Annotated in this window: 17 protein-coding genes; 8 read left to right on the forward strand and 9 right to left on the reverse strand. The window is 68.5% G+C overall.

Annotated elements, in window-relative coordinates; all coding sequences use genetic code 11:
- Nucleotides 1-18: 18 nt before the first annotated feature.
- From hpf to KRX52_RS16880, 4 genes are read left to right on the forward strand one after another with little or no spacing between them, the layout of a single operon-like run.
- Complete coding sequence (gene hpf / locus KRX52_RS16865) at nt 19-327, forward strand: ribosome hibernation-promoting factor, HPF/YfiA family (protein WP_217682892.1); 309 nt, start codon at nt 19-21, stop codon at nt 325-327.
- 10 nt (nt 328-337) lie between these two features.
- The gene (ptsN, locus tag KRX52_RS16870) at nt 338-802 is read left to right on the forward strand and encodes a PTS IIA-like nitrogen regulatory protein PtsN (RefSeq protein WP_217682893.1); all 465 of its coding nucleotides are present in this window, start codon (nt 338-340) and stop codon (nt 800-802) included.
- Between the two features lie 3 nt (nt 803-805).
- Nucleotides 806-1,663, forward strand: coding sequence for an RNase adapter RapZ (rapZ, locus tag KRX52_RS16875; protein WP_217682894.1), 858 nt, complete (start codon nt 806-808; stop codon nt 1,661-1,663).
- 19 nt (nt 1,664-1,682) lie between these two features.
- Complete coding sequence (locus tag KRX52_RS16880; RefSeq protein WP_217682895.1) at nt 1,683-1,955, forward strand: HPr family phosphocarrier protein; 273 nt, start codon at nt 1,683-1,685, stop codon at nt 1,953-1,955.
- 112 nt (nt 1,956-2,067) lie between these two features.
- Here the strand turns inward: KRX52_RS16880 and pmbA are convergent, their stop codons facing one another.
- Nucleotides 2,068-3,417, reverse strand: a complete 1,350-nt coding sequence (gene pmbA / locus KRX52_RS16885) for a metalloprotease PmbA (RefSeq protein WP_217682896.1) — start codon at nt 3,415-3,417, stop codon at nt 2,068-2,070.
- Nucleotides 3,418-3,511: 94 nt separating this feature from the next.
- On the opposite strand from pmbA, the gene yjgA reads away from it, so the two are divergent.
- Nucleotides 3,512-4,033: a ribosome biogenesis factor YjgA gene (gene yjgA, locus KRX52_RS16890; RefSeq protein ID WP_217682897.1), complete on the forward strand. Its 522-nt coding sequence runs from the start codon at nt 3,512-3,514 to the stop codon at nt 4,031-4,033.
- A 102-nt stretch (nt 4,034-4,135) separates the two neighbouring features.
- On the opposite strand, the gene tldD is transcribed toward yjgA, so the two are convergent.
- From tldD to mreB, 8 genes are all read right to left on the reverse strand, one after another.
- Nucleotides 4,136-5,575: a metalloprotease TldD gene (gene tldD / locus KRX52_RS16895; protein ID WP_217682898.1), complete on the reverse strand. Its 1,440-nt coding sequence runs from the start codon at nt 5,573-5,575 to the stop codon at nt 4,136-4,138.
- Nucleotides 5,572-6,426, reverse strand: coding sequence for a carbon-nitrogen hydrolase family protein (locus KRX52_RS16900; protein WP_217682899.1), 855 nt, complete (start codon nt 6,424-6,426; stop codon nt 5,572-5,574). Before KRX52_RS16900 ends, tldD begins: the two co-directional genes overlap by 4 nt.
- Nucleotides 6,427-6,471: 45 nt before the next feature.
- The gene (locus tag KRX52_RS16905; RefSeq protein ID WP_217682900.1) at nt 6,472-10,323 is read right to left on the reverse strand and encodes a YhdP family protein; all 3,852 of its coding nucleotides are present in this window, start codon (nt 10,321-10,323) and stop codon (nt 6,472-6,474) included.
- Nucleotides 10,324-10,337: 14 nt separating this feature from the next.
- The gene (gene rng / locus KRX52_RS16910) at nt 10,338-11,795 is read right to left on the reverse strand and encodes a ribonuclease G (RefSeq protein ID WP_217682901.1); all 1,458 of its coding nucleotides are present in this window, start codon (nt 11,793-11,795) and stop codon (nt 10,338-10,340) included.
- A gap of 41 nt (nt 11,796-11,836) precedes the next feature.
- Nucleotides 11,837-12,469, reverse strand: a complete 633-nt coding sequence (locus KRX52_RS16915; RefSeq protein ID WP_217682902.1) for a Maf family protein — start codon at nt 12,467-12,469, stop codon at nt 11,837-11,839.
- A 48-nt stretch (nt 12,470-12,517) separates the two neighbouring features.
- The gene (gene mreD, locus KRX52_RS16920) at nt 12,518-13,006 is read right to left on the reverse strand and encodes a rod shape-determining protein MreD (protein ID WP_217682966.1); all 489 of its coding nucleotides are present in this window, start codon (nt 13,004-13,006) and stop codon (nt 12,518-12,520) included.
- Nucleotides 13,007-13,008: 2 nt separating this feature from the next.
- Nucleotides 13,009-13,992, reverse strand: a complete 984-nt coding sequence (mreC, locus tag KRX52_RS16925) for a rod shape-determining protein MreC (RefSeq protein WP_437439711.1) — start codon at nt 13,990-13,992, stop codon at nt 13,009-13,011.
- 79 nt (nt 13,993-14,071) lie between these two features.
- Nucleotides 14,072-15,112 (reverse strand): rod shape-determining protein MreB, encoded by a 1,041-nt coding sequence (mreB, locus tag KRX52_RS16930; RefSeq protein ID WP_217682903.1) that lies wholly within the window; start codon nt 15,110-15,112, stop codon nt 14,072-14,074.
- Nucleotides 15,113-15,322: 210 nt separating this feature from the next.
- On the opposite strand from mreB, the gene gatC reads away from it, so the two are divergent.
- The 3 genes from gatC to gatB are packed head-to-tail and all read left to right on the forward strand — an operon-like array spanning nt 15,323 to nt 18,521.
- Nucleotides 15,323-15,610, forward strand: coding sequence for an Asp-tRNA(Asn)/Glu-tRNA(Gln) amidotransferase subunit GatC (gene gatC, locus KRX52_RS16935; RefSeq protein ID WP_217682904.1), 288 nt, complete (start codon nt 15,323-15,325; stop codon nt 15,608-15,610).
- A complete protein-coding gene (gatA, locus tag KRX52_RS16940) occupies nt 15,607-17,061 on the forward strand; it encodes an Asp-tRNA(Asn)/Glu-tRNA(Gln) amidotransferase subunit GatA (protein WP_217682905.1) in 1,455 nt (484 codons plus the stop codon). Before gatC ends, gatA begins: the two co-directional genes overlap by 4 nt.
- 11 nt (nt 17,062-17,072) lie before the next feature.
- Nucleotides 17,073-18,521, forward strand: coding sequence for an Asp-tRNA(Asn)/Glu-tRNA(Gln) amidotransferase subunit GatB (gene gatB, locus KRX52_RS16945; protein ID WP_217682906.1), 1,449 nt, complete (start codon nt 17,073-17,075; stop codon nt 18,519-18,521).
- Nucleotides 18,522-18,662: the final 141 nt, after the last annotated feature.

An 18,662-nucleotide genomic window follows, 5' to 3' on the forward strand; every position in this document is an offset into this window, starting at 1 on the left:
GTAACAAGGAGAAGCAGCATGCAAGTCAACATCAGTGGCCAACACCTGGAAGTGACTGACACTCTGCGCGACTACATCAACGAGAAACTGGAGCGCCTGGCGCGCCACTTCGACAAGATCACCAACGTCCAGGTGATCATGCAGGTGGAAAAACTGCAGCAGAAAATCGAGGCGACCCTGCACGTAGCCGGTGGCGAAGTAGTCGCCAACGCCGAACATACCGACATGTACGCCGCCATCGACCTGCTGGCCGACAAGCTGGACCGCCAACTGATCAAGCACAAGGAAAAGCTGGTCGAACGCGGACAGGGCACTGCCACCCGCTGATCCCTTCCCAATGATCCGACTAGAGCACATCCTGACCCCCGGCCGTTCCCAGGTGAACGTGCCGGGAGGCAGCAAGAAGCGCGTTCTCGAACAGATCGCCAACCTCGTAGCCCGGGATCTTCCCGGGCTCGACGCACATGACATCTTCGAAAATCTGGTAGCCCGGGAAAAGCTCGGCTCCACCGGCTTCGGCAACGGCATCGCCATTCCCCACTGCCGGCTGGCTGGCTGTTCGGTGCCGGTATGCGCCCTGCTGCGCCTGGATGTTCCGGTGGACTTCGACGCCCTCGACGGCGCGCCGGTGGACCTGCTGTTCGTCCTGCTGGTGCCGGCAACCGCCACCGAGGAGCACCTCGAGCTGCTGCGCCAGATCGCCGGCCTGCTCGACCGCGCCGACGTGCGCGAGCGCCTGCGCCAGGCCAAGGATGGCTTCGACCTCTACCAGGTGGTGCTCGATACCGTGGACGGGCGCTGAGCCATGCGCCTGATCATTGTCAGCGGACGCTCGGGGTCGGGGAAAAGCACCGCCCTGGCCGTCCTCGAGGACAACGGCTTCTACTGCATCGACAACCTGCCGGCCAGCCTGCTGCCGGATCTGGCCGAGCGCGCCCTGCTGCATACCGAGCTGTCGCAACCGCAGGTCGCCGTGTCGGTCGACGCGCGCAACCTGCCCAGCCAGCTCAAGCGGTTTCCCGAGCTGCTGGAACAGCTGCGCCAGCACAACATCCAGTGCGACGTGCTGTACCTCGATGCCGACAATGCCACCCTGCTCAAGCGCTTCTCGGAAACCCGCCGCCGCCACCCGCTGAGCAGCCCCAGCCGCTCGCTGAGCGAGGCGATCGACGACGAAACCATCCTGCTCGGCCCGATTGCCGACCTTGCCGACCTGAAGATCGATACCGCCAACCTCAACCTGTACCAGCTGCGCGACACCATCAAGCTGCGCCTGCTGGACAAGCCTGAGGCCGGCACCGCCTTCCTGCTCGAATCCTTCGGTTTCAAGCGTGGCATGCCCGTAGACGCCGACCTGGTGTTCGACGTGCGCTGCCTGCCCAACCCCTACTGGAAACCGGATCTGCGCGAGCACAGCGGCCTGGAACAACCGGTCCGCGACTATCTGGATGCCCTGGACGACGTCGAGGAGATGTACCAGGACATCTTCACCTACCTGAACAAGTGGCTGCCGCGCTTTGCCGCCAGCAACCGTGCCTATGTCACCGTGGCCATCGGCTGCACCGGTGGCCATCACCGCTCGGTGTATCTGGCCGAGCGCCTTGGTGCTGCTCTGCGCGCCAACCTCGGCAACGTACAGATCCGCCACCGCGACCTCCCCTGACAGGACAGTCCCCACCGCGATGCCAGCCTGCGACATCACCATCATCAACAAGCTCGGCCTGCATGCCCGCGCCGCCGCCAAGTTCGTCGGCGTGGCCGGCCGCTTCCCCTGCCGGGTCCGCGTCGGCCGCTCGGCGGATAGCCTGGTGGACGGCAAGAGCATCATGGCGGTGATGATGCTCGCCGCCGGCAAGGGCACCTCGATCCACCTGCATACCGAAGGCGAGCAGGAGCAGGAGGCCCTGCAGGCTCTGGTCGAACTGATCGGCAACTACTTCGACGAAGGCGAATAAGCTCACCGACGCGCCAAGGGTTGTCGCAGGGATGTAAAACCCGAACCGCGGCCTTCCACCCAGCCCGTAACGGCGGCAAAGGGCCTGCGGCCGCTTTCCGCCGTCCTGCCCCTCAGCTGCCGCCCAGCATCATCCTGTCGATCAGCACCGAGCCGCTGCGGACGTTGCCACGCGTCTCCACATCGCTGCCCACCGCGACTATGCCCTTGAACATGTCGCGCAGGTTGCCGGCGATGGTGACTTCCTGCACCGGGAACTGGATCACCCCGTTCTCCACCCAGAAGCCCGCCGCACCGCGCGAGTAGTCGCCAGTGACCAGATTCAGTCCCTGCCCCATCAGCTCGGTCACCAGCAGGCCACGGTCCATGCGGCGGATCAGCGCGGCCTGGTCCTCGCTGCCGTGGCTGACGAACAGGTTGTGCACGCCGCCGGCGTTGGCCGTGCTGGGCAGGCCCAGTTTGCGCCCGGAATAGGTCCCCAGCGCGTAGGACACCAGCCTGCCGCTCTCGACGAAGGGCTTGGCGTAGGTGGCCAGGCCGTCGCCGTCGAAGCTGGCACTACCCATGCCGCGCGGCAGGTGCGGTCGCTCGTCGAGGCTCAGCCAGGCGGGGAACAGCTGCTCGCCCAGCGCGCCCTCGAGAAAGGAGGACTTGCGGTACAGGTTGCCGCCGGAGATCGCCGCCAGCAGATGGCCGAACAGGCCGGTGGCCAGCTCGGCGGCGAACAGCACCGGCACCTCGCAGGTCGGCACCGGGCGCGCGCCCAGCCGACCGACCGCACGTTCGGCGGCGCGCCGGCCGATCGACTCGGCGCTGGCCAGCTCGCTGCCGATACGGCTGACGTCGTACCAGTAGTCGCGCTGCATCTGCCCCTCCCCCTCGGCGATCATCACGCAGCTCAGACTGTGCCGGCTGGAGGCATAGCCGCCGACGAAGCCGTGACTGTTGCCGTACACCCGGCAGCCCAGATGGGTATTGAGGGTGGTGCCATCGGCCTTGGTGATGCGCGCATCACGGGCGAAGGCCGCTGCCTCGCAGGCCAGCGCCTGCTCGATAGCCTGCTCCGGGGTGATCGCCCAGGGATGGTAGAGATCCAGATCCGGCAGCTCGCGCGCCATCAGCGCGGCATCGGCCAGCCCGGCGCAGTCGTCCGCGGAGGCATGCTGGGCGATCGCCAGCGCGGCCGCCACGGTTTCGCGGATGGCCTCCTCGCCCTGCGCCGAGGTGCTCGCCGAGCCCTTGCACTGGCCGAGATAGAGAGTGATGCCGAAGCCGCGGTCGCGGTTGAACTCCACCGTCTCCACCTCGCCCTGACGCACGCTGGTGGACAGTCCCTGCTCCAACGACACCGCCACCTCGCAGTCGCTCGCGCCCTGGCGCCGCGCCTCGGCGAGAATCGCCTCGACCTGCTCCTGCAACCCCGCCAGGGCCTGCGGCCCCACGCTTTCCACGGCTGATTTCATGTCCTGCTCCTGTTTTCCCGCCGGCTCGCCGGCCGGGCCGGACAAGCGGCCCCTGACTGGTTATCATGGCGGCGTTTCCCAGCGGACCCGCCCCATGTCTGAACAATTCGAAGACGACTTCTCCGGAGAGAAGAGCAAATCCCAGGTCAAGCGCGAACTGCATGCGCTGCAGGATCTGGGTGAACGCCTGACCACGCTCAAGCAGGACATGCTCAACCGCCTGCCGCTGAGCGATGCGCTGCTCAAGGCGCTGATCGAGGCGCCGAAACACAAGGCGCACGCCGCGCGCAAGCGCCACCTCCAGTACATCGGCAAGCTGATGCGCGACCAGGACATCGACGCCATTGTCGCCCTGCTCGACCAGATGGACTCCTCCACCCGGCAGTACAACGAACGCTTCCACGCCCTCGAGCGCTGGCGCGACCGCCTGGTCAACGGCAGCGACGCCGACCTCGAAGCGCTGCTCGGCGAATACCCCGAGGCCGACGTCCAGCACCTGCGCCAGCTGATCCGCCACGCCCAGTTCGAAGCCGCCCGCGACAAGCCGCCAGCCGCCTCGCGCAAGGTATTCAAGTACCTGCGCGAGATGGACGAACTGCGCCGCGGCCTGCGCTGACCGCCAACCTCTCGTCGGGTGGATCGCCACCCCGTAACAAACTCGTGCAGCGACTTGCTACCCATCCCTCGTGCCGCAGCCTGGCCGGCCGCGCGTCGTCACTCAGCCGCCGGTCCCGCCGACGGTGATCGCCTCGATCTTCAGGGTCGGCTGGCCGACGCCCACCGGCACCGACTGGCCATCCTTGCCGCAGGTGCCGACTCCGCTGTCCAGCGCCAGATCGTTGCCGACCATCGACACCCGGCTCATCGCCTCCGGCCCGTTGCCGATCAGCGTGGCGCCCTTGACCGGCGCGGTGATCCGGCCGTCCTCGATCAGGTAGGCCTCGCTGGTGGAGAACACGAACTTGCCGCTGGTGATGTCCACCTGGCCGCCGCCGAGGCTGGCGCAGTACAGGCCGCGCTTCACCGAACGGATGATCTCCTCCGGCTCGCTCTGCCCGGCCAGCATGTAGGTATTGGTCATGCGCGGCATCGGCAGGTGTGCATAGGACTCGCGCCGGCCGTTGCCGGTCGGGCGCACGCCCATCAGGCGGGCGTTGAGCTTGTCCTGCATGTAGCCCTTGAGCACGCCGTTCTCGATCAGCGTGGTGCACTGGGTCGGCGTGCCCTCGTCGTCCAGGCTCAGCGAGCCACGGCGCCCCGGCAGGGTGCCGTCGTCGACGATGGTGCACAGGCTCGAGGCCACCGACTGACCGACCCGGCCGCTGTAGGCCGAGCTGCCCTTGCGGTTGAAGTCGCTCTCCAGGCCGTGGCCGACTGCCTCGTGCAGCAGCACGCCGCTCCAGCCGTTGCCGAGCACTACCGGCATGCTGCCGGCCGGCGCCGGAATGGCTTCGAGGTTGAGCAGCGCCTGGCGCACCGCCTCGCGGGCGTAGTCCATGGCGCGGTCGTGCTCGAGGAAGTAGCGGTAGTCGGTACGCCCGCCGCCGCCGTGGGCACCGCGCTCGCGGCGACCGTTATGCTCGACGATCACGCTGACGTTGAAGCGCACCAGCGGGCGCACGTCGGCGCCCAGGCTGCCGTCGGTGGCTGCCACCAGCACCTGCTCCCAGACCCCAGCGAGGCTCACGGTGACCCGCGAGATGCGCGGGTCCAGCGCGCGGGTGGCCTGGTCGATGCGCTTGAGCAGCTCGACCTTCTCCGCCCGGCTGAGCACCTCCAGCGGATTGTCGGCGCCGTACAAGCGCAGCGGCACCTGCACCGCGGGGGTGTGTACGCGGCCCTGCTGGCCGGCGCGAGCGATCGAGCGCGCCGCGCCGATGGCCTGGCGCAGGGCGTGCTCCTCGATGCTGTTGCTGTAGGCAAAGCCGGTCTTCTCGCCGGACTGCGCACGCACGCCGACGCCCTGGTCGAGATGGAAGCTGCCCTCCTTGACGATGCCGTCCTCGAGCATCCACGACTCGGACACCTGGCTCTGGAAATACAGGTCGGCGGCATCGATGCCGGGCCCGGCCAGCTCGCCGAGCAGCGCCGGCAGGCGCTCCAGGCCGAGGCCGCCGGGGGTCAGCAACTGCTCGCTGACGGATGACAGGGTGTTCATGAAGACTCCTTGGTCAAGGGTTGCGGCGCGCCCGGGCGCAGACGGCGATGGGCGTTGACCGGCATGCGCTGACGAATCGCCGCCTGCGCCGGACGGTCGATCTGTGCCAGTAGCACGGCTTCGCCACGCGCCTCGCGGGCCAGCGGCTGGCCCCAGGGATCGACGATCAGCGAATGGCCGAAGGTTTCCCGCGGCCCGGGATGCTGGCCGCCCTGGTTGGCGGCCAGCAGGTAGCACTGGGTTTCAATGGCCCGCGCACGCACCAGCACCTCCCAGTGCGCCGCGCCGGTCACCGCAGTGAACGCCGAAGGCGCGCTGATCAGCTCGGCGCCGGCTTCGCGCAGGGCGCTGTACAGCTCGGCAAAACGCAGATCGTAGCAGACCGTCAGACCCAGGCGTCCGACCGGCGTATCGGCCAGCACCAGGTGCTCGCCGTGGGCGAAATCATCGGACTCGCGGTAGCTGCCGCGGCTGTCGGCCACCTCGACATCGAACAGGTGCAGCTTGTCGTAGCGCGCCGCCACCTGACCTGCGCTGTCAAACAGCAGCGAGCAGGCGCAGGGCTTGCCGTCGCGTTGCCCGCGCGGCGGCAGCGGCAGGGTGCCGGCGACGATCCACAGGCCCAGCTCGCGCGCCGCGGCCTCCAGCCAAGGCAGCAGCGGCCCCTCGCCGGCAGCCTCGGCCATGCCGAGGACGGCCAGGTCGCGCCGCCCCATGGCCGCGAAGTTTTCCGGCAGGACGGCCAGTTGCGCCCCGCCCGCGGCGGCCTGCTCGAGCAGCACCCGCGCCCGCGCCAGATTGGCGAGGACGTCGGACTGACTGACCATCTGGATGACTGCCACCGTGCCCATTGCTATCTCCTGCAGCGCAACAATCTCATCCTAACCCGGATGGGCTTAGCGTGCGCCCCCCGACGGCCTGCCGAACAGGCTGATCTTAGGATCCTGCCAGGGCCCGTCGACGCGATACTCGACGCTGGCTACCCGCGACAGGTGCTTGCCCACCAACTGATCGACGATCAACAGCGCCCCCGCCACCGGCGCCGCGCCGGCCAGCAAGGCAGCCAGCGGCAGGTTGTTGGATAGCGGCAGGGTCACCCGCAGCTTGGCGGCGATGCGGTCATGAGCCATGTCCAGCTGGCCATCCAGCTCCAGGCGGGTGGATGGACCATCCAGCACCAGCGGCCCCCGGGTCAGCAGCACGCCGTCGGTGCCCACCAGCAGCCCCTCGATGCTGTCATAGCCCAGCCCCCTGCCGAACAGATCGGAAAAATCCAGGCGCAGGCGGCGACTGAGGGCATTGAAGTTGAGCAGGCCGAACACCCGCAGCGCCGTGGCACTGCCCTCCACCTCGACCAGCTGGCCCTGGCGTACCCGGGTGTCGAGGGTGCCACTGAAGTGCCGGAGCCCGGCCATGGCCGGCGAGCCGACCCAGCTGCCATCGACGTCGACGCGGAAGTCCTCGCTGGTCACGCTCGGGGCGTACCCCCAGGCGAGCAGCACCTCAGCCAGGTCGTTGCCGTACAGGCGCCCGCGATAGCGGGTCTGCGCGCTGGCGCCGCTACCCTGCCAGTCCAGCGCGCCGTTCAGGCGCAGCCCCTTGAGATCCAGATCGAGCTGATCGAAACGCGCGCCCAGCGTGCTCGGCCGACTGCGGAAACTCCAGCGGCCGAGACGCTCCTCGCCCAGATAGAGCGCGCGGATGCTGACATCCATGGCCGGCAAGGTGCGCGGATCGACCTGTGCCAGCGGATCCTCCGCCTGGCCGCCAGCGGCTGCGCGCTGCTCGCGGACGGCAGCCGACTCGCGCGCCGGCAGGCGCAGGTGTTCCAGCTCGATGTGCAGCGGCGCCGCCTTGTCCTGCGGCAGCACGGCGAAGCCCTTGAGCTGCGGGTTGTCCAGCTGCAGCCGCCAGTTCGATCCAGCCCGCTGCAGCCCTACCTGTAGCTGCTCCAGGGCCAGACCGCCCGAGCTGAAGCGCCCGACACCCAGCTCGAGCGACTGCAACAGGCCGCCCAGCCCCGCCCGCTGGCTGCCGTCGGCATAACGTGCCTGCGCGGCCTGCCAAGCCCCCCAGTCGAACTCGCTCAGTGCGCCGCGAATGCGCAGGCCCGGCTCGCGCGGCAGCACGGCCGCCGCGCCACCCAGGCGCAGCTCGCCGCGGCCGGCGGCCAGCGCCCCCGGCGCGGCGGCGAAGCTCAGACTGGCCAGGCCGGCATAGTTCAGCCCGTAACGTCGTTCGGCTCCGCCGAGCGTCATGCGCCAGCTGGCGCTGCGCACCTCCTCCGCCGCCTTGCCCAGCGGCGCCGGCAGGTCGATGCGCGTCCCCTGCAGGTCGGAGCGGACGCGCAGCCGGCTGGCCGCGCCGTCCAGATCCAGCCACAAGCGGTAAGGCAGCTCGCCGCTGGCCGGAATCTGCGCCGGATTCGCTCCCAGCCAGCCGATCAGCCGCGCCACCGCGATGCTGCCGCGCACATCCAGCCGGGTCTTGGCCTGGCCGCCCTGCCCCTCGGCGCTGGCCACCGCGCGCAGCGGCCGCTCGAAGGCGCGGGCGCGGATATCGCTGGCACTCAGGCCGCGGGCGCTGTCGTAGCGGAAGGCGCCCGTGAGCGCCTGCAACTCCAGTGCCGGCTGCGGCAGCTGCAGGCGGGCATTCTCGGTGGCGAAATCGACCACCGCCTTGACCTCGCCACCCTTGCGCGCCAGCGGGATATCCAGTTGCAGGCGGCCGTCCAGCGGCCCCTCGCCCCGCCAGCCGGCGAAGGTCTTGCTGCGCCCCAGCGGGGTGTCCTGGAGAATCTTCAGGCCGTCGCCGACGCTGCTGCGCACCTCGCCATCGACCTTGAGGCGCGGCAGCTGCCCCGTCCGATTCAACGCCACCTCGGCGCGCACCTCGTGCAGCCGGCTCTCCAGCACCTGCGCCTCCGGCGCATGGACACGCACGCCGCTGTGCTCGACGAACACCTCGCCGCGCAACTGGCGCAGCGGCGGCCAATCCGGCTGGTAGGCCAGCTCGGCATCGTGCACCTTGAAATACAGCCCCAGCGCCCGCGACTCGGGCGGCGCGCCCTTGTTCAGCGAGCCCTGGTAGAGGAACAGGCCCTGGTCGATCTCGCCGCCCTGGATCGCCGTCTTCAGCCAGTCGGCCAGTTGCGGACTGAGGCCCGGCGACAGGGTCGGCAGGTAGCGCGCGGTGTAGCGCGCCTGGCCCTTGTGCAGGCCGACCTGCAGGTCCATGTAGTCCTCGGCAGCCGGATCGCGGCGCAGGCGGATCAGCATGTTGCCGGCCAGCTCGCCCTCCTCGCCGGACAGACGCATCAGCGGGCTGGACAGGGTGAACGCCTCGCCATCCAGGCGCCAGTTCAGTCGCGCCCGCGCCGTGCGGTAGCGCCACGGCTCGGGGAACAGGGTGGTCAGGTGCAGCATGAAGTCATTGGCATCCAGACGCAGCTCGCCGCCCTCGAGGCTGCCGCTGAGACTGCCGCTGATGTTGTCCAACGCCGGCACCGCATGCCAGGCGCTGACGCCGACCCGGTCCAGACGCAGGTCGTACTCGACCTCCGGCAGTCCCTCGCCGCGCGGGCGGATCTCGGCGCTCAGGTCGCGCAGCCGGCCATGGGGCGCCAGGCTGGCGAGAATTTCCGCCGCCGCCGGCGGCAGTGGCGCCAGGGCGCGGGTCAGCGCGCTCAACGGCGCCAGGTTGAGACGCTCGGCCTGCAGGCTCCACCAGGCCTGCTCACCGGCGTGGTAGCGCAGCTGCAGCTGGCCGGGATTGAGGCGATCGCTGCCGAAGTTGCCGGCCACCTCCTCCACCAGCAGGCGCCAGCCTTGTGGTTCGCGATCGAAATAGGTGGTCAGTGCCAGGTCGGCGAACGCGGCCCGCGCGCTCGCCCCGCGGGCCAGCGCCAGCTGCGGCGCATGCAGGCGCGCCACGGCGCGCTGCACGCGGCCCGCCGCCCAGTCCAGCCAGACCTCGCCGCCGGCCTGCAGGCGTTCGACCTGCCAGCTCCCCGGCAGCAGCTGACCCAGCCAGCTCCCCCACTCGCTCTGCGGCAGGCTGAGATAGAGCTGCGCCCGTGCCTCCCGCCAGGTCTCGGCGTGCAGCTCGCCCTGCAGCTGCCAGCTCAGCGGCTGGCCGTCCGGCAGCAGCAGGCGGCCATCCAGGCGCTGGCCGCCGCGCCGATTGTCGAGGGTCAGACCGACATAGTTGAAGCCGAGCAATTCGCCCGTGCGCGTCTCGATGCTCAGCCGGCTGTCGAGCAGCACCAGCTGACCCGGGGCCAGCAGCAGCGCGAGGATGCGCGCCGGATCGAGCGGTGCGCGCGGTTGCGCGGGACGCACCAGTCCCTTGGCGCGCCAGCTGCCATCCGCCTCCTGGCGCAGGCCCAGCTGCAGCCCCTGCACCTCCAGGCTGGCGATGCGCAGGCTGCGTGTGCGCAGGCTGTCGAAAACGTCCGGCACCAGGCGCAGCCGGTCCACATGCAGCACCTCACCGTCCGCCTCCAGCTGCAGGTCGCGCAGCTCCAGCTGTGGCGCGAAGCCTCGCCAGCGCCCTTCCAGCGCACCGACGTGCAGCGGCTGGCCGAGCAACGCACTGGCGCGGCCCTGCAGCTCGGCGCGATATTCGGCCACCAGCGGCACCAGCAGCCGCCCGAGGCTGACGTACAGGGCGGTCAGCAGCAGCAACAGGGCCGCCAGTCCGTACAGCCCATCCAGGACGCGGGCAAACAGGCGGCCGGGGACGGCCATGTCAGCCTCCGACCTCAGAGCGGCACCACATCATAGAGTTCCTGGGAGTACTTGGCCTCCACCTGGAAGCGCAGCGAACGGCCGATGAAGGCCTCCAGATCGGCGACGTTGCCCGACTCCTCGTCCAGCAGACGCTCGATCACCACCTGGTTGGCCAGCACCAGATAGGAGCTGGCCTGGTAGGCGCGCGCCTCGCGGAGGATCTCGCGGAAGATCTCGTAGCAGATGGTTTCCGCGGTCTTCAGCTGGCCACGCCCCTGGCAGCTCGCGCACGGCTCGCAGAGCACCTGCTGCAGGCTCTCGCGGGTACGCTTGCGGGTCATCTGCACCAGTCCCAGTTCGGTGATGCCGATGATGTTGGTCTTGGCGTGGTCGCGCTCGAGCATCTTCTCCAGGGTACGCAGCACCTGGCGCTGGTGCTCCTCGTCTTCCATGTCGATGAAGTCGATGATGATGATCCCGCCCAGGTTGCGCAGGCGCAGCTGGCGGGCGATCGAGGTGGCCGCCTCGAGGTTGGTCTTGAAGATGGTTTCCTCGAGGTTGCGATGACCGACGAAGGCGCCGGTGTTGACGTCGATGGTGGTCATCGCCTCGGCCGGATCGACGATCAGGTAGCCGCCGGACTTCAGCAGCACCTTGCGCTCCAGGGCCTTCTGGATCTCGTCCTCGACCCCGTACAGGTCGAAGATCGGCCGCTCGCCGGGGTAGTGCTCGAGGCGGTCGGAGACTTCCGGCATCAGCTCGCCGACGAACAGCCCGACCTTCTGGAAGGTTTCCCGCGAATCGATGCGGATCTTCTCGGTGCGCGGGCTGACCAGATCGCGCAGGGTGCGCAGGGCCAGCGACAGGTCCTCGTAGATCACCGAGGGCGCCGGGGCGCTCTGCATCTGCGCGCCGATCTGCTCCCACAGGCGGCGCAGGTAGCGGATGTCGGCGAGGATTTCGTCGGCGCCGGCCCCTTCGGCCGCGGTGCGCAGGATGAAGCCGCCCTGGTTCTCGATGCCCTCGGCGGCCACGCACTCGGCCACCACCTGCTTGAGCCGCTCGCGCTCGCCCTCGCCCTCGATCTTCAGCGAGATGCCGACGTGGCGGGTGCGCGGCATGTACACCAGATAGCGCGAGGGGATCGACAGCTGGGTGGTCAGCCGCGCGCCCTTGCTGCCGATCGGATCTTTGGTCACTTGCACCACCAGGCTCTGCCCCTCGTGGACCAGCGCGCTGATGTTCTCCACGGCACTGCCTTCGCGGGTGGAGATTTCCGAGGCATGGATGAAGGCTGCACGCTCCAGGCCGATGTCGATGAAGGCCGCCTGCATGCCGGGCAGCACCCGCACCACCTTGCCCTTGTAGATGTTGCCGACGATGCCGCGCTTCTGCGTGCGCTCGACATGCACCTCCTGCAGCACGCCGTTTTCCACCACCGCCACGCGCGACTCCATGGGGGTGATGTTGATCAGGATTTCTTCGCTCATCTCGTCATTCTCGTCGCGGGGGATCGTCCATGCGTCGCCCGTCAGGGGCGCGCCTCAGGCTGCCAGCAGGCCATGCCGAATTCGGCCAGCAGCGCGGCGGTTTCGGCCAGCGGCAGACCGACCACGGCAGAATAGCTGCCCTCCAGGCGGTCGACGAAAATCGCCGCCAGGCCCTGGATGGCATAGCCGCCAGCCTTGTCCAGCGGTTCGCCGGTGTCCCAGTATGCCTGTTGTTCGGCCTCGGCAAGCGCGCGGAAGTGCACACGACTGCTCACGACCCGGGCCGCGCAGCGCGAGCCGTCGCTCACCGCCACCGCGGTAAGCACCTCGTGACTGCGCCCGGACAGGGCGGCGAGCATGGCCAGGCCATCGGCACGATCCTGCGGCTTGCCGAGAATCCGCCCATCGAGCACCACCGCGGTATCGGCGCCCAGTACGCAGGCCCCGCCCGAGCCGCAGGGTGCGCCATGCGCACCGGCCGCAGCGCTGCCGCCCAGCGCCGCCAACCCGGCGGCCGCCTTGGCCCGTGCCAGGCGCTCGACATAGGCAGCCGGGCTTTCGCCGGGCAGAGCACTCTCGTCAATGGGCGCGTCGACGCGCCGGTGTGGCACGCCGATCTGCAGCAGCAGTTCGCGTCGACGCGGCGAGGCAGAAGCAAGGTAGAGCAGGCTCACGGGCGAGATCCCTCCTGGAATGTGATGGGCGCCGGGCCTCGCCGGACGTCAGTAGACGTTCAGCCGGCGGCTGAACAAGCGCATGACGGTGAATACCCACGGCCACAGCAGGGCGCTGACCAGGGCGGGGAAGAGGAACAGCAGGGTCGGCGGACGGCTGCCGGCCAGGGTATTGAGCCACAGCTGGACCAGCTGGGTCAGGCCGAACACCACCAGCAACACCAGGCTCTGCTGCCAGACCGGGAACATGCGCAGGCGCTGGTGCAGCGACATCAGCATGAACACCAGCAGCGCCAGCACCAGCGCATTCTGGCCCAGCGGGGTGCCGTAGAGCACATCGGCGGCCAGGCCGAGCAGCCAGACGCGGGTCATGCCAACCCGCTGCGGCGCCGCCAGCGACCAGTAGCCCAGCATCAGCGCCAGCCACAGCGGTCGGCCGACCTGCATGAATTCGGGCATCGGCGCCACACTCAGCAGCAGGGCGACGATCAGGCTGAACCAGACGAACCAGCCATTGCGGGGACGAGGAGCCACCACCATCAGCGAGCCTCCCTGCCGGCAGCCGGCGCCGGCGCCGGGGCCGGGGCGGGCGCGACTCTCGGGGCCGCGGGAGGCACCTTGGCGGCAGCCGGAGCGGCCGGCGCTGCGGGCGTGGCGCCGGGAGCCGCCGCCCCGCCTGCCGAGCCGGTCGCCTCGCGATCGACCGCTTCCTGGGCCAGCGCCGCATCGACGGCGCGCTGCTCCGGGGTACGCTGATCGCTGAACACCAGCAGCAGGTAACGACTTCGGTTGAGCCGGGCGGTGGGCACGGCACGCACCACGGCAAACGGCTGACCGCTGTCGTGGATCACTTCCTTCACCGTCGCCACCGGGTAGCCGGCCGGGAAGCGCTGGCCGAGACCGGAGCTGACCAGCAGGTCGCCCTCCTTGATGTCAGCGGTGTCGGCGACATGGCGCAGCTCGAGGCGTTCCGGGTTGCCGGTGCCGATGGCAATGGCGCGCAGGCCGTTGCGGTTGACCTGCACGGGGATGCTGTGGGTACTGTCGGTGAGCAGCAGCACCCGCGCGGCATACGGCATCACCTCCACCACCTGGCCCATCAGGCCCAAGGCGTCGAGTACCGGCTGACCGAGGTACACGCCGTCCTTCTCGCCCTTGTCGATGAGAATGCGGTGGGTGAAGGGATTGGGATCGATGCCGATCAGCTCGCTGACCAGCACCTTGTCGTCAACCAGCGCCGCCGAGTTGAGCAGCTCGCGCAGGCGCACGTTCTGCTCGGTGAGAGTGGCCAGCTTCTGCAGGCGCCGCTGCAGCAGCAGCGCCTCGGCCTTGAGCTTCTCGTTCTCGGCCAGCAGTTCGTCACGACTGCTGAACTGCTGACTGACGCTCTCCCACAGATGCACCGGCCGCTCGGCCAGCCAGTAGAAGGGGGAGAGCACCTGAGCCAGATGGCTGCGCAACGGCTTGAGGACCTCGAAGCGGGCGTCGACCACCATCAGCGCGACCGAGAACACGGTCAGCACCAGCAGACGAACACCCAGCGAGGGTCCCTTGGCAAAAAGCGGTTTGATGGCTCACCCCGAGTCAGGTGCCGCTCCAGCCTTATTCGGTGGAGAGCAGGTCCATGGCGTGACGATCGATCATTTCCAGGGCGCGACCGCCGCCACGGGCGACGCAGGTCAGCGGATCCTCGGCGACGATCACCGGCAGGCCGGTTTCCTGGGCCAGCAGCTTGTCCAGATCGCGCAGCAGCGCACCGCCGCCGGTCAGCACCAGGCCGCGCTCGGCGATGTCCGAGGCCAGCTCCGGCGGCGACTGCTCCAGCGCGCTCTTCACCGCCTGGACGATGGTGGCCAGCGACTCCTGCAGCGCTTCCAGCACCTCGTTGGAATTGAGGGTGAAGCTGCGCGGCACGCCTTCGGCCAGGTTGCGGCCGCGCACGTCGATCTCGCGTACTTCGCTGCCCGGGAAGGCCGAACCGATTTCCTGCTTCACCCGTTCGGCAGTGGCTTCACCGATCAGGCTGCCGTAGTTGCGGCGCACGTAGGTAACGATGGCCTCGTCGAAGCGGTCGCCACCGACGCGCACCGACTCGGCATAGACCACGCCGTTGAGGGAGATCAGGGCGATCTCGGTGGTGCCGCCGCCGATGTCGACCACCATCGAACCGCGCGCCTCTTCCACCGGCAGGCCGGCACCGATGGCCGCCGCCATCGGCTCCTCGATCAGGAACACCTCGCGGGCGCCGGCGCCGAGGGCCGACTCGCGAATGGCGCGACGCTCGACCTGGGTCGACTTGCACGGCACGCAGATCAGCACACGCGGGCTGGGCTGCAGGAAGCTGCTCTCGTGCACCTTGTTGATGAAGTACTGCAGCATCTTCTCGCAGACGCTGAAGTCGGCGATCACGCCGTCCTTCATCGGGCGGATCGCAGAAATGTTGCCCGGGGTACGTCCCAGCATGCGCTTGGCTTCGGTACCGACGGCGACCACGCTTTTCTGGTTGTTGGCGCTGGTGCGAATCGCGACGACGGAGGGCTCGTTCAGCACAATCCCGCGCTCACGCACATAAATAAGGGTGTTGGCAGTACCCAGGTCGATCGACAGATCGCTGGAAAACATGCCGCGCAGTTTTTTCAACATGGGATAGAAAACCCTAGGGGAACGCGTGGCTAAAAGTGCGGCGAACTCTAACAACGGCAGGGATTTTGGGCAAGGCGCACATATGTTAGATTGGTCGCTTTTCCGGGCCGCAAAGGCCCTTCATCGCGGCCTTTGACCGCCGTCTGGCGGCCTTCGTTCCCCTGCCATCACCTGCCGGTCATTCGTCGCTTTTTCCGCTGGAGACACCCGATGGCGCTCGAACGCTCCGACGTGGAAAAGATCGCCCACCTGGCCCGCCTGGGTCTGGACGAGGCGGAAATTCCGCGTACCACCGAGACCCTCAACAATATTCTTGGCCTGATCGACCAGATGCAGGCGGTCGATACCGACGGCATCGAGCCGCTGGCCCATCCCCTGGAAGCCACCCAGCGCCTGCGCGCCGACGTGGTGAGCGAAACCAATCAGCGCGACGCCTACCAGGCCATCGCCCCGGCTGTGGAAAACGGCCTGTATCTGGTTCCCAAGGTGATCGAGTGATGCATCGACTGACTCTGGCGCAAATCGCCCGCGGCCTGGCCGCCAAGGACTTCTCCTCCACGGAGCTGACCGACACCCTGCTGGCGCGCATCGCCCAGCTCGACCCGCAACTGAACAGCTTCATCACCGTCACCGCCGAGCCGGCCCGCGCCCAGGCGGCGGCCGCCGATGCCCGCCGCGCAAGCGGCGAGAACGGCGCCCTGCTCGGCGCGCCGATCGCGCACAAGGACCTGTTCTGCACGAAGGATGTGCTGACCACCTGCGCCTCGAAGATCCTGCACAACTTCAAGGCGCCCTACGACGCCACCGTGGTCGCCAAGCTGGCGAGCGCCGGCGCGGTCAGCCTCGGCAAGCTGAACATGGACGAGTTCGCCATGGGCTCGGCCAACGAGTCCAGCCACTTCGGCGCGGTGAAGAACCCCTGGGACCTGTCCCGCGTACCGGGCGGTTCCTCCGGCGGTTCCGCCGCCGCCGTGGCGGCCGGGCTGATCCCGGCCGCCACCGGCACCGACACCGGCGGCTCGATCCGCCAGCCGGCGGCGCTGACCAACCTCACCGGCCTCAAGCCCACCTACGGTCGCGTATCGCGATGGGGCATGATCGCCTACGCCTCCAGCCTCGACCAGGGCGGGCCGCTGGCGCGCACCGCCGAGGACTGCGCCCTGCTGCTCGGCGCCATGGCCGGTTTCGACGCCAAGGACTCCACCTGCGTCGACGCCCCGCTGGACGACTATCTGGCGGCGCTGAGCCAGCCGCTGGCCGGCCTGCGCATCGGCCTGCCCAGGGAATATTTCGGCGCCGGCCTCGACGCCCGCATCGCCGAGAAGGTGCTGGCGGTGGTCGAGGAGCTGAAGAAGCTCGGCGCCACGGTGAAAGAGATCAGCCTGCCGAACATACAGCACGCCATCCCGGCCTACTACGTGATCGCCCCGGCCGAGGCCAGCTCCAACCTGTCGCGCTTCGACGGCGTGCGCTTCGGCTATCGCTGCGAGAACCCGGTCAACCTCGAGGACCTGTACAAGCGCTCGCGCGGCGAGGGCTTCGGCGCGGAAGTGAAGCGCCGCATCATGGTCGGCACCTATGCACTGTCCGCCGGCTACTACGACGCCTACTACCTGAAGGCGCAGAAGATCCGCCGGCTGATCAAGAACGACTTCGTCGCCGCGTTCAACGAGGTCGACGTGATCCTCGGCCCGACCACGCCCAACCCGGCGTGGAAGCTCGGCGAAAAGAGCGGCGATCCGGTCTCCGCCTACCTGGAAGACATCTACACCATCACCGCCAACCTCGCCGGCATCCCCGGCCTGTCCATGCCGGCCGGCTTCGTCGACGGCCTGCCGGTGGGCGTGCAGCTGCTGGCGCCGTACTTCCAGGAAGCGCGCCTACTCAACGTGGCACACCAGTACCAGCAGGTGAGCGACTGGCACACCCGCACCCCGGCCGGATTCTGAGGACGACACACATGCAATGGGAAACCGTGATCGGGCTGGAAATCCACGCCCAGCTCAGCACCCAATCGAAGATCTTCTCCGGCAGCGCCACTACCTTCGGCGCCGAGCCGAACACCCAGGCCAGCCTGGTCGACCTCGGCATGCCCGGCACCCTGCCGGTGCTCAATGAAGAGGCGGTGCGCATGGCGGTGAAGTTCGGCCTGGCGATCGACGCCGAGCTGGGCCGCACCAACGTGTTCGCGCGCAAGAACTACTTCTACCCCGACCTGCCCAAGGGCTACCAGACCAGCCAGATGGACCACCCGGTGGTCGGCAAGGGCTTCCTCGACATCACCCTGGAAGACGGCACGGTCAAGCGCATCGGCATCACCCGCGCGCACCTGGAAGAGGACGCCGGCAAGAGCCTGCACGAAGACTTTCACGGCATGAGCGGCATCGACCTCAACCGCGCCGGCACCCCGCTGCTGGAGATCGTTTCCGAGCCGGACATCCGCTCGGCCAAGGAGGCGGTCGCCTACGTCAAGGCCATCCATGCGCTGGTGCGTTATCTGGGCATCTGTGACGGCAACATGGCTGAGGGCTCGCTGCGCTGCGACTGCAACGTGTCGGTGCGCCCCAAGGGCCAGACCGAGTTCGGTACCCGCGCCGAGATCAAGAACGTCAACTCGTTCCGCTTCATCGAGAAGGCGATCAACCACGAGGTGCAGCGGCAGATCGAGCTGATCGAGGATGGCGGCAAGGTGGTGCAGGAAACCCGCCTGTACGACCCGAACAAGGACGAAACGCGCTCGATGCGCAGCAAGGAAGAAGCCAACGACTATCGCTACTTCCCCTGCCCCGACCTGCTGCCGGTGGTGCTGGAGGACGACTTCATCGAGGCCGTGCGTGCCAGCCTGCCGGAACTGCCCAACGAGAAACGCGCGCGCTTCGAGAGCGAACATGGCCTGTCCGCCTACGACGCCAGCGTGCTGTCGGCCAGCCGCGAGCTGGCCGACTACTTCGAGCAGGTCCAGCAGGTCTGCGGCGACGCCAAGCTGGCGGCCAACTGGGTGATGGGCGAGCTGTCCAGCCTGCTCAACAAGGACAACCTGGAAATCGAGCAGTCGCCGGTCTCCGCCGCCCAGTTGGGCGGGATGATCCTGCGCATCAAGGACAACACCATCAGCGGCAAGATCGCCAAGATGGTGTTCGAGGCGCTGGCCGCCGGCGAAGGCGCCAGTGCCGACGAGGTGATCGAGAAGAAGGGCCTCAAGCAGGTTACCGACTCGGGCGCCATCGAGGCCATGCTGGATGAGGTGCTGGCCGCCAACGCCGGTCAGGTCGAGCAGTACCGCGCCAGCGACGAAGCCAAGCGCGCCAAGATGTTCGGCTTCTTCGTCGGCCAGGCGATGAAGGCCTCGAAGGGCAAGGCCAACCCCGGCCAGGTCAACGAGCTGCTGAAGAAGAAGCTCGAAGGCTGAGCCAACGGGCAACCTCCGGGTTGCCCTCGCAAGCGCCCGGCCAGGCATGGCCGGGCCGGAGCTGCCGACAGGTACGATGTCGCGGCACGGATGTCCGCTCCACCCCGAAACTCCCCCGCCGCCGGATTCACCCGGCGGCGG

The organism is Geopseudomonas aromaticivorans (assembly GCF_019097855.1).
Classification (GTDB): domain Bacteria; phylum Pseudomonadota; class Gammaproteobacteria; order Pseudomonadales; family Pseudomonadaceae; genus Geopseudomonas; species Geopseudomonas aromaticivorans.

What these genes read in the sequence shown, in the direction of transcription:
- hpf (WP_217682892.1), top strand. Translation starts at nt 19, where the DNA reads ATGCAAGTCAACATCAGTGGCCAACACCTGGAAGTGACTGACACTCTG.
- ptsN (WP_217682893.1), top strand. Translation starts at nt 338, where the DNA reads ATGATCCGACTAGAGCACATCCTGACCCCCGGCCGTTCCCAGGTGAAC.
- rapZ (WP_217682894.1), top strand. Translation starts at nt 806, where the DNA reads ATGCGCCTGATCATTGTCAGCGGACGCTCGGGGTCGGGGAAAAGCACC.
- KRX52_RS16880 (WP_217682895.1), top strand. Translation starts at nt 1,683, where the DNA reads ATGCCAGCCTGCGACATCACCATCATCAACAAGCTCGGCCTGCATGCC.
- pmbA (WP_217682896.1), bottom strand. Translation starts at nt 3,417, where the DNA reads ATGAAATCAGCCGTGGAAAGCGTGGGGCCGCAGGCCCTGGCGGGGTTG.
- yjgA (WP_217682897.1), top strand. Translation starts at nt 3,512, where the DNA reads ATGTCTGAACAATTCGAAGACGACTTCTCCGGAGAGAAGAGCAAATCC.
- tldD (WP_217682898.1), bottom strand. Translation starts at nt 5,575, where the DNA reads ATGAACACCCTGTCATCCGTCAGCGAGCAGTTGCTGACCCCCGGCGGC.
- KRX52_RS16900 (WP_217682899.1), bottom strand. Translation starts at nt 6,426, where the DNA reads ATGGGCACGGTGGCAGTCATCCAGATGGTCAGTCAGTCCGACGTCCTC.
- KRX52_RS16905 (WP_217682900.1), bottom strand. Translation starts at nt 10,323, where the DNA reads ATGGCCGTCCCCGGCCGCCTGTTTGCCCGCGTCCTGGATGGGCTGTAC.
- rng (WP_217682901.1), bottom strand. Translation starts at nt 11,795, where the DNA reads ATGAGCGAAGAAATCCTGATCAACATCACCCCCATGGAGTCGCGCGTG.
- mreB (WP_217682903.1), bottom strand. Translation starts at nt 15,112, where the DNA reads ATGTTGAAAAAACTGCGCGGCATGTTTTCCAGCGATCTGTCGATCGAC.
- gatC (WP_217682904.1), top strand. Translation starts at nt 15,323, where the DNA reads ATGGCGCTCGAACGCTCCGACGTGGAAAAGATCGCCCACCTGGCCCGC.
- gatB (WP_217682906.1), top strand. Translation starts at nt 17,073, where the DNA reads ATGCAATGGGAAACCGTGATCGGGCTGGAAATCCACGCCCAGCTCAGC.